This window comes from Flavobacterium sp. UBA4197 (assembly GCF_002379575.1).
In the GTDB taxonomy this organism is placed as follows: Bacteria; Bacteroidota; Bacteroidia; order Flavobacteriales; family Flavobacteriaceae; genus Flavobacterium; species Flavobacterium inviolabile.
The window spans coordinates 1-15246 of sequence record NZ_DFUB01000023.1; the positions used below are offsets into that span (position 1 = coordinate 1).

A 15246-nucleotide genomic window follows, 5' to 3' on the forward strand; every position below is an offset into this window, starting at 1 on the left:
AAATAATACCTATTTGGTATAATTTTCAGTATACTTTTTTTGAACCCATAAATACCCTATACCGTTCACTTTCTGAACGATAAAGTTTAAGACAATAGGGTCAATATATGCTTCGGATTAAATTGATTGGGATTACCGGATGGAGCAGGGAAGTTTAAACTCAAAACGAGATCAGAGATTTATTTCCATAAAAATACCCCCAAAAGCGGGGGCATTTTTATGTTCTTTTTTTTATCTCTTTTTCTTTGCCGGTGCAGAGGAATTTCCGGTTCCGGAACCGGCATTCACATATTTTTTATCGGTAGGATTATAAGTCAGCCTGCTTTCCTGTGATTTGTTTTTAAGAACCACATCGCCTTCATTGGTCAACGTAAATTCAAAACCCTCACGGCGCATTCTCTCCTGTGTTTCGGAAGCGTTTTGCAGTTTGTCTAAAAACACGATTTCTTTTATTTTAGTGGTAGTCTGTACGTTGGCTAAAATTTGTGTTTTGGTTGCCGGTTCCCAGATCTCAGAAAAAGTACTTAAGGCTTCTTCATTTTTTGTTTTGGTTTCCGTTATATTTTTTTCGGTCCATGTAATGCAGTACAACGGTGTTTCTTTTGCTTTAAAAGCGGTGATCTTACATTCGGCAGGAACTGCTTTATCAATTGCTTTGGTTAAAATGGTATCCTTTTTAGCCCCTTTCTCATTTTTGAAAACATAGAAAAATTGTTGTGTTTTATTCTTTACCAGCTCGGCAGTAATATCATCGGCTTTCGCTAAAACGGTCGACTGTGTTTTTGCAGCCGGAGCTTTTTTTACAGTTTTTTTCTTCTGGCTGTACATCCCCATCGTGAACAACAGCGACAAAGCCAGTATCATGCTTTTTTTCATAATTTATTGGTTTACTTGGTCTTGCCAATGTACAAAAAATATTAAATTATAAATCAACCGGACCATTTTTAAAACAAACTTTTTTATTGCCCGTTGTATATAAAAAAAGCCGGATTGTTACATCCGGCTTTTAAAATTATTATTTAGACTACTGCTTTTGCAGAAATTCCAATACGTTTTTGGTGATTCGGTCATTGATATCGGAGATATCTGCTTTTACAAACGACTCTCCTAAAATATTTTCATACAATTCAATGTAACGTTCGGAAACACTGGCAATATATGCTGTTGTCATTTCAGGGATCTGCTGTCCTTCTTTACCCTGAAAACCGTTGGCAATAAGCCATTGGCGTACAAACTCTTTAGACAATTGTTTTTGTGCTTCTCCTTTATCCTGTCTTTCCTGGTAACCGTCGGCATAAAAATAACGGGAAGAATCCGGCGTGTGGATCTCGTCGATTAAAACAATCTTTCCGTCTTTGGTTTTCCCGAATTCATATTTGGTATCTACCAATATTAATCCGCGGCTTGCTGCGATCTCTGTTCCTCTTTGGTACAAAGCTCTGGTATAGTTTTCCAAAACGATATAGTCTTCTTCCGAAACAATACCTTTTGCTAAAATGTCTTCACGCGAAATATCTTCATCATGCTCACCGTTATCTGCTTTTGTGGAAGGCGTAATAATCGGGGCCGGGAATTTATCATTCTCTTTTAACCCTTCGGCCAGTTCCACACCGCAAAGCATTCTTTTTCCTAAAGCATATTCGCGGGCAGCATGACCGGCTAAATAGCCTCTGATAACCATTTCTACTTTAAACGGCTGACACAAATGCCCTACCGCAACATTCGGATCCGGAGTGGCAATCAACCAGTTCGGAACGATATCGGCTGTCAGCTGCATGAATTTGGTCGCAATCTGATTTAAAATTTGTCCTTTGTAAGGAATTCCTTTTGGCATCACCACATCAAAAGCCGAAAGACGGTCGGTTGCGATCATTACTAAAAGTTCATCATTGATATTGTAAACTTCTCTTACTTTTCCGCGATATACGGATTTTTGTCCGGGGAAATTAAAGTTAGTTGTTGTTATTGTGTTCATGGAACAAGTGTGTAGTTAGTTGTTATTGTTTTAAAGGTGCAAAAGTACGTAAAAAACAAATTCTTATAATAAAAAATCCGCCCTTTAATTAGCGGCGGATTTGTATTTTTTTAATCGTTATTTTCAATACTCTTATAGGCATCGATAATTTTCTTAACCAGTCGGTGTCGCACGATGTCTTTATCATCAAGATACAGTATCCCTACTCCATCCACATCCTTTAAAATCAGCAGGGCTTCTTTTAAACCGGAAATGGTTCTGCGGGGCAGATCGACCTGGCCGGGATCGCCGGTGATGATAAATTTTGCGTTTTTCCCCATACGGGTCAGAAACATTTTCATTTGCGAATGGGTCGTATTCTGCGCTTCATCCAGAATAACAAAGGCATTGTCCAGTGTCCTTCCTCTCATAAAAGCCAGCGGAGCGATCTGAATGATCCCTTTCAGTATGTAATCTTCCAGTGTTTGTGGCGGCAGCATGTCCCGTAGCGCGTCATATAACGGCTGCATGTACGGATCCAGCTTTTCCTTCATATCACCGGGTAAAAATCCTAAATTCTCGCCTGCTTCAACTGCAGGACGGGTTAAAATGATACGTTTTACCTGTTTCTCTTTCAAAGCTTTAACAGCAAGAGCAACTCCGGTATAGGTTTTTCCTGTTCCCGCCGGACCAACGGCAAATACCATGTCGTTTTTCATCGTAAAATCGACTAATTTCTGCTGGTTCGGTGTTAATGCCTTAATCAGTTTCCCGCCAATGCCGTGTACCAGGATTTTATCATGGTCGGCCATTTTCTGTTCATCCTGACTGTTGGTTTGTACGATTCTTTCAATCACATTATCATCGATAGAATTATAACGTGAAAAATGGGTCATCAAGCGATTGAAACGTACTTCAAATTCGTCCAAAATTTCCTTTTCTCCGTAAGCTTTCAGCAATGTACCACGGGCTACAATTTTTAATTTCGGATATAATTTTTTAATTATTTCAAGATGAGCATCTTGAGCTCCCCAAAATTCTTTTGGGGTAATGTCTGTCAATTCGATGGTTCTTTCGTTCAAAAGCAGCGAGATTTAATTAAAAAAATAAGTTAGCTTTGCATATCTCAAATCTAGCAATTTTTAAGGAAAGTTCCTCTAATAGTTATAAACAAAATGATGTCAATAATTACCCTAACAACTGATTTCGGACTGAAAGACCACTTCGTCGGTGCATTGAAAGGTAAGATTGTTACAGAACATCCTGATGTGCAGATTATCGACATTTCCCACAATATAGATCTGTTCAATATTTCCGAAGCCAGTTATATCATTACTGCGGCATACAGCAGTTTTCCAAAAGGCACTGTACACCTCATTGGCGTGGACAGTGAGCGTACTTTTGAGAACAAACACATTGCCATGCAATGGAACGACCATTACTTTATTTGTGCCGATAACGGTATTTTAAGTATCCTGACCCAAAAAATCATTCCGCAGAAAATTGTTGAGATCAACATACACGACCGCTTGCCGGAAGGCGCTACCGATATGGATGTTTTTGTTAAGGCAGCCTGTCATTTGGCCAAAGGCGGTGTAATGACGGTTATCGGGCGGGAAATACCGGCCATTAAGGAAATGAGTGAGCTGCAGGCTACCGTTGCTTCCGATGCCGCTTCTATTAAAGGCTATGTGGTTTATATTGATCATTTTGGCAACTGTGTGACCAATATTTCCCGGAAACTGATACAGGAAACCGGCAGAGGTCGCCTGTTTGAAGTTAAATTCGGTACCAAGACCATTAAAAATATCCACCGCAATTATTCCGATTTTAAAATTCCGGAACGATTCACCCTAAAAGACTTCGAAGGCGAGAAACTGGCACTCTTTAATGAAGCCGATTTTCTCGAAATCGCCATCTATAAAAGTAATCCGTCCACCGTTGGTTCTGCCACCTCATTATTGGGTTTAAAGTTCCGCGATATGGTTACTATAAATTTCAAATCCTAATTCAAAAAATTAATCCATAATTCCTTATGTTTGTACGCATCGTAAAAATGAGTTTCCACGAAGATAAAATCGAAGCTTTTTTAACGAATTTTCAGGAAGTTAAACAACAAATCCGCAATTTTCCCGGCAATAACTTTTTAGAGTTATACCAGGACAAGCAGGATAAATCCATCTTCTTTACCTATAGTTACTGGGAAACGGAAGCGGATCTGGAAAACTACCGCAGGTCGGAACTCTTTACGGAAGTCTGGGCATACACCAAGCAGTTTTTCAATGCCAGACCGGAAGCCTGGAGTGTTGACAAGTTGGTTAGTTTAACATAACACGATTACAAAAACGAATAAAAACGTACTAAAAATAAATGAAAGCCTTACTATTAAGAGAAATCAAATCCTTTTTCGGTTCGCCCATAGGGTATTTGGTTATCGCAATTTTCCTGTTACTGAACGGTCTCTTTCTTTGGGTATTTGACGGAGATTTTAATATCCTGAAAAGCGGTTTTGCCGATTTAAGTCCTTTTTTCACCTTATCGCCCTGGATCCTGATTTTCCTGATTCCGGCGGTAACCATGCGGAGTTTTTCCGATGAAAAGAAGCAAGGAACGATTGAATTGATGCTTACCAAACCCCTGAGCATCTGGGAAATTGTAAACGGTAAATTCCTGGGCGCATTTTTACTGATCGTTATCGCGATCATACCGACGATCATTTATGTTTTCGTGATTTCCAAATTCGGAAGTCCGGAAGGCAATATCGATATGGGAAGTACTTTGGGTTCTTATTTCGGTTTATTATTCCTGATTGCCGCTTATTCGGCTATCGGTATCTTTACGTCTACCCTTTCCGACAACCAGATCGTTGCTTTTATCATTGCCGTATTTTTATGCTTCCTGTTCTATTTCGGATTTGAAGGCATGTCTTCCTATATGGGAAGTTTCAGCAATTTGATCGCCGGTTTCGGTATGGATTACCACTTTAAAAGTATGAGCCGCGGTGTTATTGATACCCGGGATATTATTTATTTCCTGAGTATTACCGTACTATTTTTAGCCGCAACGGTATATCAACTTAAATCTTTGAAATGGTAATGAAAGAGCATAAAAAGAAAAGCCTGAAACAGTTTGGTATCGTCATACTGGTTTTATTAGCCGTTAACATTGCCGGGAGTTATTTTTTCAAACGTTTCGATTTAACGCAGGATAAGCGTTATACCCTGTCTGAAACGTCATTGGAGATTATTAAAAAAATTGACAGTCCTTTATATATTGATGTCTTTTTAGACGGACAGTTTCCGGGAGAATTCAAACGTCTTCAGGGAGAAACGCGTCAGCTGTTGGAAGAATTCAAAGCGTATAATTCCAACATTATCTTCCAGTTTGTCAACCCGCTTGAAAAAGAAGAAGAGCGTGAAGCGACCATGAAAATGATGTACCAGCGCGGTATGAACCCGATAAGCATTACCGTTGATGATAAAGGGAAACAATCGCAGGAAGTCGTATTTCCGTGGGCAATTGCCACTTATAACGACAAGGTTACCAAAGTACAGTTACTGAAAAACATGATGGGTGCCACTACCGAAGAAAAAGTAGTGAGCTCTGTACAGCATTTAGAATATGCTTTTGCCGATGCTTTTAATAAGGTTATTAAAGGCAAGGAGAAAAAAATAGCCATTATTAAAGACAATGGCGAGCTACACGAATTACAGATCGCCGATTTCCTTAAAACCGTTCGTGAAAATTATTATATCGGACCTTTCTATATGGATTCTGTGGCTAAAAACCCGGTTAAAACGGCTTTAGCGCTTAAAAAATATGATCTTGCCATTATAGCAAAACCGACTAAACGTTTTACAGAAGAAGAAAAACAGGTATTGGATCAGTTCATTGTAAACGGTGGTAAAACCTTATGGCTGGTTGATGCCGTACAGGCGGAAATGGACAGTTTGTACAACGAAAACGGTGCTATTTTAGCCTATCCGAGAGATCTGAACCTGAACGATATGTTCTTTAAATACGGTGTCCGGATCAATCCGGCTCTGGTAAAAGACGAACAGGCTATCCCGATCAAGCTGGCCTCCGGCGATAAAGGAAGTGCCACGCAATATGACCAGTATTTCTGGAAATATTCACCGTTTATTTATCCGCAGTCCCAAAACCCTATTGTCAAAAATATTGAAGGGGTTCGTTTTGAATTTGCCAACCCGATAGATACTCTTAAAAACGGCATCAAAAAGACCGTTTTAATGCGATCGTCCCAATATTCCAAAACAGTGGGAACTCCGGTTGAAGTGAGCCTGAATATGGTTACAGAAGAAACCAATCCGAAAGATTATACCGGTAAAGGCTATATTCCGGTATCGGTTTTACTGGAAGGAAAATTCAATTCGATGTATGAAAATCGCGTACTGCCTTTTAAAGACACTACATACAAGACATCGGGCAAGAACAGTAAAATGATTGTTATTTCTGACGGTGACCTTATCAAAAACCAGTTAGACCAGGCTTTCCAGCCGTTGGAATTGGGTTATGACAAATGGACCAACAACCTTTACGGCAATAAAGAATTTCTTTTAAACTGCGTTAATTATCTGCTGGACGACAACGGACTTATTAACATTAGAAGTAAAGATGTCGATCTGCCATTATTAGACAAACAAAAAGTTTACGACAATTACACCACGACACAAATCATAACTGTCGGATTACCAATAGTTGTGTTATTAGTATTCGGAATATTATTCACTTTCCTGAGAAAAAGAAAATATTCACGTTAGTTGTTAATAAAAAATGTTTTTACATTAATTAGATTACGATATATTTGTGAAATGTAAAATTTAAGCCGAATTTTACAAACCTAAAAAAGAAAGATGATGAAGTTTATTGTATCCAGTTCATATTTATTAAAGCAATTGCAAGTTCTAGGTAGTGTTATTAACAGTAGTAACACCTTACCTATTTTAGATAATTTCTTATTTGAATTAGATAATAATCAGCTTAAAGTATCGGCTTCCGATTTAGAGACCACCATGTCTGCTACTTTGGAAATTGATTCTACCAGTCAAGGAAGTGTAGCTGTTCCTGCAAAATTATTATTAGAGATCTTAAAAACGTTCCCGGAGCAGCCGCTAACGTTTACGGTTGAAGATAATAATACGGTTGAAATCAGCTCCAATTCCGGAAAATATGCGCTGGCGTATGCACCGGGTGATGAGTTCCCTAAAGCAGTTGTTTTAGAAGAGCCTTCTTCCACTTTGGTTCCTGCCGAAGTATTGGCAACAGCCGTAAGCAAAACTATTTTCGCTGCCGGTAACGACGATTTACGTCCGGTAATGTCCGGAGTATTCTTCCAGTTTTCACCGGAAGGATTGATCTTCGTGGCTACCGATGCACACAAATTGGTAAAATATGCCCGTACAGATGTAAAAGCATCTCAGGTTGCCGATTTTATCATGCCTAAAAAACCTTTAAATATTTTAAAAGGTATTTTATCGGCTTCTGATGCAGAAGTAAAAATTGAATACAACGATTCGAATGCAACCTTCTCTTTTGACAATTATATTTTAACATGTCGTTTGATTGACGGAAAATATCCGAACTATGAAGCGGTAATTCCAAAAGAGAACCCTAATAAATTATTGATGGACAGATCGCAGTTTTTAAGCTCTGTACGTCGTGTGGCTATTTTTGCCAACAAAACAACTCACCAGATCCGTTTGAAAATCGCCGGAGCAGAATTAAACATTTCTGCCGAAGATATCGATTACTCAAACAAAGCAGAAGAAAGATTGACTTGTGATTACCAGGGTGACGATATGCAAATCGGGTTTAACTCCCGTTTCTTAACAGAAATGCTGACCAACCTGCAATCTGATGAAATCATGCTTGAAATGTCCCTTCCAAACCGTGCCGGTATTTTAACTCCGGTTGACGGACTTGACGAAGGCGAAACCGTTACGATGCTTGTTATGCCGGTAATGCTTAACAACTAGTCGTATTCCCTACGCTATAACCAACCCTTTTATACCAAAAAACCGCAAGACCTTAACCGGATTGCGGTTTTTTATTTGCAAAAATTTCGCTACAATTTTAAATAAAAACTTTTTATATTTATCCGTAAGTACCAATAAAAAATACATCATGAAAAATACAATCCTGATCATTCTTTTTCTTTCCATCAATATTTGCTTCAGTCAAAACAATAAAGTTCAGGGGCTTCCTGAATTAAAAACAACGATAAATGATTTTGAAGATATCCTATCCGATAACCAGGAGTTCCTTTTAAATGCATCGATCCGGTATTTTTACGAAAGAACACAGATTCCAATCACTATTGCCACCGTAAATTCCGTTCAGCCTTACAGCACATTTTCTGATTTTTCCTTAGCCTTAGCCAAAGAAACAAAATCAGCATGTATTTTAATTGTAGTCTCAAAATCGCTTAGAAACATCCATATACAGAATTGTGACGACGTAGTAGCACAAATAACCGATGAGGAAACGAAAGCAATCATCGATAATTTCATGATTCCCAAATTTAAAAATAACGACTTTTTTAACGGATTGTTGAATGGTTTAGCCGAAATAAAAAAAGAATTCAATTAATTACAATAAGTTATTTCCACAAAAAAAAGACCCTGATTGCTCAGGGTCTTTTTTTATATACTATAATTAAAATTATACGTGTAACGATCTGTTATCTGTAGCGGCCAAAGCAGCTTCTTTAACAGCTTCCGCAAATGTCGGATGCGCATGGGACATTCTTGAAATATCTTCAGCCGAAGCTTTAAATTCCATTGCCGTTACCGCTTCTGCGATTAAATCGGCACAACGGGCACCAATCATGTGAACTCCTAAAACTTCATCTGTTTTTGCATCGGCCAGGATTTTCACGAATCCGTCAGTATCAGCACTTGCACGGGCACGTCCTAAAGCTTTGAATGGGAAACTTCCCGATTTGTAGGCAACACCAGCTTCTTTTAATTGCTCTTCCGTTTTTCCAACAGCAGCAACTTCCGGCCAGGTATAAACAACACCCGGAATTAAGTTATAATCGATATGCGGTTTTTGTCCGGCAAGATATTCTGCTACGATCACACCTTCTTCTTCCGCTTTGTGTGCTAACATTGCACCACGAACCACATCTCCGATTGCATAAATATTTGAAGCAGTCGTTTGTAAATGGTCGTTTACTTCAACCTGTCCTCTTTCGGTAATTTTCACGCCGGCTTTATCTGCGTTCAATCCGTCTGTATACGGACGACGGCCTACAGAAACCAAAGAATAATCTCCTTCTAAAGTAATGATCTCTCCTTTAGCATTTTCAGCTTTAACCACAACAGCATCACCATTGCGCTCTACCGATTGTACTTTGTGTGAGGTATAGAATTTCATCCCCTGTTTTTTCAACACTTTCGTCAGTTCTTTTGACAAAGCACCGTCCATACCCGGAATGATTCTGTCCATAAATTCCACTACCGAAACCTGAGCTCCCAAACGAAGGTAAACCTGACCTAATTCCAGTCCGATTACACCACCACCAATAATTACCAGGTGTTTTGGTACTTCTTTTAATTCCAAAGCTTCCGTAGAAGTAATGATTCTTTCTTTGTCAATTTTGATAAAAGGCAAAGAAGACGGTTTGGAACCGGTAGCAATAATTGTATTTTTAGCTTCTATTTTTTCTACAGTACCGTCTTTTTTAGTAATCACAACAGTCGTTGCATTTTCAAACGATCCTACTCCTTCAAAAACAGTAATTTTATTTTTATCCATTAAATATTTAACACCACCGGAAGTCTGGTCAACAACTGCCTGTTTACGGGCAATCATTTTCTCTAAATTTACTTTTACTTCACCGGCAACTTCAATTCCGTGATCGGCAAAATGAGAAAGCTCTTCATAATGATGTGAAGAGGCCAGTAATGCTTTGGATGGAATACATCCCACATTTAAACAAGTACCTCCTAAAACAGAATATTTTTCAATAATGGCAGTTTTCATTCCTAATTGTGCGCAACGGATTGCTGCAACATAGCCCCCAGGACCTGAACCAATAACAACTACGTCAAATGAACTCATAGTATTTATTTTATGTTGTGTTTTTAAAAATTTCATTACAAAATTAAGGAATTTTGTTTACACGAAATTGGTTTGTCGGCAAAATAAAAGCGCTTTTAACGTTCCTTTATATACTGTCCGGATTAATTGCGGTATTCGTAAAAACAGGGCCTAAAAAAACCCCGGAAATCCGGGGTTTTCAAATATCTTTTTAAAACGATATTACATTACATCCAGACAGGTATATACCTGCGGGCATGCAATATATCTTCTGCAATAAGCCGGTCCGGTTACCGAACCGCTGCACGAACAACCGCATAATGACAAGTCCGGGTTAATAACTCCGACTGCACCGGTAATTGTTCTTTGATTTTCTTTTGACAATACCTGTACTCCGGCAATGTTTAGTAGGTTTGATTTCATAGTAGTAGGATTTATTTACGTTAAAATGATTACTTATATCCTATACCTCTCCGCAAGTATATACCTGAGGACATCCAATATAACGATCGCAATAGCTTGGTCCGGTTACAGCACCACTGCATGAACATCCGCATTTTGATAAATCCGGCTCACCGCTTATCTGCCCTTTGATCATTCTTTGATTCTCTTTTGTTAATACTTGTACACCTGCGATGTTTAAAAGGTTTGTTTTCATAAGTTGTTTGGTTAAAAGGTTTTATATTTAAAAATTAGTACAATTTAGTCGGCTGGCTGAGGACAGGTATAAACATCCGGGCAGGCAAAATAACCGTAGCAATAGTCTGGTCCGGTTACAGCACCTGTACAGGAACAGCCGCATAATGAATAATTTGGCTTACCACTGATTTGTCCTTTAATCATGCGCTGATTTTCTTTAGACAAAACCTGTACACCTTCGATGTTTAATAAATTTGTTTTCATAAGTTGTTTTTTGTTTGATTAATTTAACGCCAAAGTAGTACATTATTCACAACTAAACAACTAAAAAAAAATAAATAATTTCATTTTATACCGAAAAAATAGTCGTATTCTTAACCTGACCTATCATAAATGTACTATGCGTACTCCCGATATGCTGCAAAGTAGTCAATTTTGTAACCATAAATTCCCGGTACTCTTCCATGTCCTTGACACAGATTTTCAGGATATAATCGTAATCACCGCTCACGTGGAAACATTCCAGTACTTCATGTAACTGTACCACTTCTTTTTCAAACTGGTTGATAAACTCTTTGGTGTGCTGTGTGAGCTTCAGGTGGCAGAATACCACAAACCCTTTCTGGATCTTATTCCGGTTCAGCAATGCCACATAATTCGAGATGATCCCTTCTTTCTCTATCTTTTTAATGCGCTCATAAACGGCGGTTACCGACAGGTTCAGTTTTAAAGAAAGCTCTTTATTGGTCTGTTTACAGTCGGTTTGTAATAATTTCAACAGTTTTTTATCAATATCATCAAAATTCATAGTATTATTTTTTGAAATTAAAATATTTTGGCAAAAATGCTATAATTAACATTTAAACAGAAATATAAACTACCAATATACAATTTAATAGTTTTATTTTCCAAGTTTCAAACACATTATTGACTTTTTTTCGCTAATATATTTAATTTGACCTTTTTATTACAGATACCCAAACAACAAACTATAAAGTATGAAAAATTTCAATCCCGCTGATAAAATACAGGATTTACAGTATTTTGGAGAGTTTGGAGGCGTAAACCCTTCCATTTCTGACTCCTCTACCTATACATTCCTTTCTGCGAAGACAATGTTTGACACCTTTGAAGGAAATGCAGAAGGATGCTATTTGTATTCACGCCACTCTTCTCCAAGTAATTTATACTTAGGAGAAGCGCTGGCAGCAATGGAAGGAACAGAAACCGCAAACGTGGCCGCTTCCGGAATGGGTGCCATTACTCCTACTTTGCTACAGTTGTGTAAAGCGGGTGACCATATTGTTTCCAGCAGAACCATCTATGGTGGTACGTATGCTTTCATGAAAAACTTTTTACCGCGTGTTGCTATTGAAACGGCTTTTGTGGACATTACCAAGTTAGACGTAGTGGAAGCAGCTATCCAGCCGAATACAAAAGTATTGTACTGCGAAACGGTAAGCAATCCTTTACTGGAAGTAGCTGATATTGCCAGCCTGGCAAAACTGGCCAAAAAACACAACCTGACGTTAGTGGTAGACAATACCTTTTCACCATTATCCGTTGCTCCTTCAAAAATGGGTGCGGATATCGTGATTCACAGTTTAACCAAATACATTAACGGAAGCAGTGATACTGTTGGCGGGGTGGTTTGTGCCTCTGCTGACTTTATCAACTCTTTAAAAAGTGTAAACGACGGAGCCAGTATGCTTTTGGGTCCAACGATGGACAGTTTGCGTTCGGCCAGTGTTCTTAAAAACCTGAGAACCTTACACATCCGTATGAAACAACACAGTCACAATGCACAATACCTGGCTGAGAAATTTGAACAGGACGGCATTAAAACGGTTTATCCGGGATTAAAAAGCCATCCAAGCCACGAGTTATACAAAGGCATGATCAATCCGGAATACGGTTTTGGCGGTATGATGACTATTGACGTGGGAAGCCTGGACAAAGCCAACGAATTAATGGAATTAATGCAAAACAGAAACTTAGGATACCTTGCGGTAAGTTTAGGTTTCTACAAAACATTGTTCAGCGCACCGGGTACTTCCACTTCTTCTGAAATTCCTTTGGATGAACAGGCCGAAATGGGATTAACCGACGGTTTGATCCGTTTCTCAATCGGATTGGATAACGATATTGAGAGAACCTATCAGATGATGAAAGATTGTATGATAGAACTTTCGATTTTAAATTAAGTTTTTAGTTTTTTTAGTTTAAATCCGTTTAAGAATTCTTAAACGGATTTTTGTTTGTAACAAATTCCAAACTATTGCAACTAATCTGCTTATACCGGTATTTTGTAGGTTCATTAACACTATCTTGGTATAACTTTAAATAAATTAGCCGTTTTAAAATTCTATTATTAAATGAAAAAAATCACTTTTTTGTTTCTTCTTGCCGGGTCGATGACCTTTGCACAAAGAAATCTGACTATTGAAGAAGCGACAACAGGTCTTCGTACCTACGCTCCCAAGTCGATGCTTGCTACACAATGGAGAAAAGATGTAAAAGCCATTACGTACTTGGACAATTCTTACCAGAATTTAGTAACCCGTAGTGATGCGAACCAATGGAAAGAAACCACGCTTTTAACCAAAGATGATATTCAGAATGCTTTAAAAGCAAAATTCCCTCAGGACGATTTTGCTTTGAGAATGTTCCCTTTTGCTTATAGCTGGAAAGATCAGAACACGCTTGCTTTTGAAGTGGGCGGTAAAAAAGCGAATTATATAGTAGAATTTGATGCTGCACAAAAAACAATCAAAAATATTCTATCCATTCCGCTTGATGCAGCGAATCAATTGCCAACCGAAACCAAAAACCGTGTGGCATGGTTAGAAAAAAACAATATTAAAATTACGGATGCCAGCGGAAAAACCATTGCTGTAACGAACGATGAAAATGCCGGAATTGTTAACGGAAGTGATTATACACACCGTCAGGAATTTGGAATTCACCAGGGAATGTGGTGGAATAAAGCCGGCGACAAGCTTTTATATTACCGAAAAGACGAAACAATGGTAACCAACTATCCTTTAGTTGATTTTGGTGCCAGAGTTGCAGCAGTAAAAGATATCAGATACCCTATGGCGGGTATGAAAAGCGAAGAAGTTACTTTGGTGATTTTCGATGTTGCTTCAAATAATAAAGTTACGCTGAAAACCGGCGAACCGAAAGAACAGTTCTTAACCTGTGTTACCTGGGATCCAACCGGTAAATTTGTTTACGTAGGTCTTTTAAACCGCGAGCAGAATCATTTGAAACTAAACAAATATGACGCTGTTTCCGGAGCTTTTGTAAAAACATTGTTTGAAGAAAAGTCGGCAACCTATGTGGAGCCGCAACACGATTTAACATTCCTTCCGAATAACAACAGCCAGTTTTTATACCAAACGGAGAATGAAGGATACAACCACCTGTATTTGTACAATACCGATGGAAAACTGATCAAAAAATTAGGTTATAAAGATATCGTGGTAAAAGATCTTTTGGATTTTGATGCTAAAGGAACAAAAATCAGCTATATCGGAACCGCTAACAACGGATTGGACAGACAATTGTATGAAGTGGATCTGAAATCCGGAGCGACAACACAGTTAACAACCGTTTCCGGTACGCACACTGCCAGCTTAAGTTCCGACGGAACTTTTGTATACGATCAGTACAGCAATACCACTACGCCAAATGAAGTGGCAATCATCAACGTTAAATCAAAAAAGGCAACTTCATTATTGAGCGCTGAAAATCCGTATACCGGAAAAATCAACATGCCAAAAATGGAGTTGGTAACAATTACTTCTGCCGATGGAAAAACTCCGCTTAACGGACGTTTAATTTATCCGGCAAATTTTGATGCTGCTAAAAAATACCCGGTAATGGTTTATGTATATGGCGGTTCGCATGCCCAATTGGTTAACAACCGTTGGTTAGGCGGCGCGAACCTGTTTGACTATTATATGGCACAACAGGGATATGTAGTGTTCACTTTGGACAACAGAGGAAGTGATTCCCGCGGAAAAAACTTCTGTGATGTAAACCACCGTAAATTAGGTCAAAACGAAATGGCTGACCAAATGAAAGGAGTTGAATTCCTAAAATCAAAATCGTTTGTTAATGCCGATAAAATCGGGGTATCCGGATGGAGCTTCGGTGGTTTTATGACCATTTCCCTGATGTTAAACCAAAACGATACGTTTAAAGTGGGTGTTGCCGGCGGACCGGTAACCGACTGGAAATATTATGAAGTAATGTACGGAGAGCGTTATATGGACACACCACAGGAAAATCCTGAAGGATACGAAAAAACAAGCGTTATCAATAAAGCGAACCAGTTAAAAGGTGATTTATTAGTGATTCACGGTGCTCAGGATCCGGTTGTAGTACAACAGCAAAGTATGGAATTCATTGAAGCGTGTATTAAAGCAGGAAAACAGGTAGATTACTTCCTTTACCCTACACACGAACACAATGTTTCCGGAAGAGACCGAATTCATTTAAATGAAAAAATAGCACGCTATTTTGATTTACACTTAAAGAACTAAATGTTTATCCATAAAAAAAGCCTTCTCNNGAGAAGGCTT

The 15246-nt window shown here is 38.5% G+C and carries 15 protein-coding genes; 8 read left to right on the top strand and 7 right to left on the bottom strand.

Annotated features, from left to right (window positions below; genetic code table 11):
* Window positions 1-231: 231 nt before the first annotated feature.
* The 3 genes from B3394_RS13420 to B3394_RS13430 form a co-directional block, all read right to left on the bottom strand.
* Window positions 232-876 (bottom strand): hypothetical protein, encoded by a 645-nt coding sequence (locus B3394_RS13420; protein WP_177734352.1) that lies wholly within the window; start codon window positions 874-876, stop codon window positions 232-234.
* 148 nt (window positions 877-1024) lie between these two features.
* Window positions 1025-1975: a phosphoribosylaminoimidazolesuccinocarboxamide synthase gene (locus B3394_RS13425; RefSeq protein WP_177734351.1), complete on the bottom strand. Its 951-nt coding sequence runs from the start codon at window positions 1973-1975 to the stop codon at window positions 1025-1027.
* Window positions 1976-2085: 110 nt separating this feature from the next.
* Entirely contained in the window at window positions 2086-3036 is a 951-nt protein-coding gene (locus B3394_RS13430; protein ID WP_177734350.1) for a PhoH family protein, read from the bottom strand.
* Between the two features lie 96 nt (window positions 3037-3132).
* Between B3394_RS13430 and B3394_RS13435 the strand changes: the two genes are divergently transcribed.
* The 6 genes from B3394_RS13435 (at window position 3133) to B3394_RS13460 (ending at window position 8563) form a co-directional block, all read left to right on the top strand.
* Window positions 3133-3963 carry an SAM hydrolase/SAM-dependent halogenase family protein gene (locus tag B3394_RS13435; RefSeq protein ID WP_177736332.1) on the top strand — a complete coding sequence of 277 codons (831 nt, stop codon included), beginning with the start codon at window positions 3133-3135 and terminating at the stop codon, window positions 3961-3963.
* 26 nt (window positions 3964-3989) lie between these two features.
* Entirely contained in the window at window positions 3990-4286 is a 297-nt protein-coding gene (locus tag B3394_RS13440; RefSeq protein WP_177734349.1) for a putative quinol monooxygenase, read from the top strand.
* 38 nt (window positions 4287-4324) lie between these two features.
* Window positions 4325-5050: a gliding motility-associated ABC transporter permease subunit GldF gene (gene gldF, locus B3394_RS13445; RefSeq protein ID WP_177734348.1), complete on the top strand. Its 726-nt coding sequence runs from the start codon at window positions 4325-4327 to the stop codon at window positions 5048-5050.
* Complete coding sequence (gldG, locus tag B3394_RS13450) at window positions 5050-6735, top strand: gliding motility-associated ABC transporter substrate-binding protein GldG (RefSeq protein ID WP_177734347.1); 1686 nt, start codon at window positions 5050-5052, stop codon at window positions 6733-6735. The genes gldF and gldG overlap by 1 nt, the downstream gene beginning before the upstream one ends.
* A gap of 96 nt (window positions 6736-6831) precedes the next feature.
* Window positions 6832-7950: a DNA polymerase III subunit beta gene (gene dnaN, locus B3394_RS13455; protein WP_177736328.1), complete on the top strand. Its 1119-nt coding sequence runs from the start codon at window positions 6832-6834 to the stop codon at window positions 7948-7950.
* Between the two features lie 148 nt (window positions 7951-8098).
* Window positions 8099-8563: a TPM domain-containing protein gene (locus B3394_RS13460; RefSeq protein WP_286925587.1), complete on the top strand. Its 465-nt coding sequence runs from the start codon at window positions 8099-8101 to the stop codon at window positions 8561-8563.
* A gap of 72 nt (window positions 8564-8635) precedes the next feature.
* Here B3394_RS13460 and lpdA read toward each other — a convergent pair whose 3' ends face one another.
* The 4 genes from lpdA to B3394_RS13480 all read right to left on the bottom strand — a co-directional run bounded on the left by lpdA (window position 8636) and on the right by B3394_RS13480 (window position 11465).
* Window positions 8636-10039 (bottom strand): dihydrolipoyl dehydrogenase, encoded by a 1404-nt coding sequence (gene lpdA / locus B3394_RS13465; RefSeq protein WP_273247079.1) that lies wholly within the window; start codon window positions 10037-10039, stop codon window positions 8636-8638.
* Between the two features lie 201 nt (window positions 10040-10240).
* Window positions 10241-10441 (bottom strand): hypothetical protein, encoded by a 201-nt coding sequence (locus B3394_RS13470; protein WP_286925588.1) that lies wholly within the window; start codon window positions 10439-10441, stop codon window positions 10241-10243.
* 279 nt (window positions 10442-10720) lie between these two features.
* Entirely contained in the window at window positions 10721-10921 is a 201-nt protein-coding gene (locus B3394_RS13475) for a hypothetical protein (protein WP_177734342.1), read from the bottom strand.
* Window positions 10922-11006: 85 nt separating this feature from the next.
* Window positions 11007-11465: an Lrp/AsnC family transcriptional regulator gene (locus tag B3394_RS13480; protein ID WP_177734341.1), complete on the bottom strand. Its 459-nt coding sequence runs from the start codon at window positions 11463-11465 to the stop codon at window positions 11007-11009.
* Between the two features lie 190 nt (window positions 11466-11655).
* Between B3394_RS13480 and B3394_RS13485 the strand changes: the two genes are divergently transcribed.
* Window positions 11656-12861 carry an aminotransferase class I/II-fold pyridoxal phosphate-dependent enzyme gene (locus B3394_RS13485; RefSeq protein ID WP_286925589.1) on the top strand — a complete coding sequence of 402 codons (1206 nt, stop codon included), beginning with the start codon at window positions 11656-11658 and terminating at the stop codon, window positions 12859-12861.
* Between the two features lie 171 nt (window positions 12862-13032).
* Complete coding sequence (locus B3394_RS13490) at window positions 13033-15207, top strand: S9 family peptidase (RefSeq protein WP_273247078.1); 2175 nt, start codon at window positions 13033-13035, stop codon at window positions 15205-15207.
* Window positions 15208-15246: the final 39 nt, after the last annotated feature.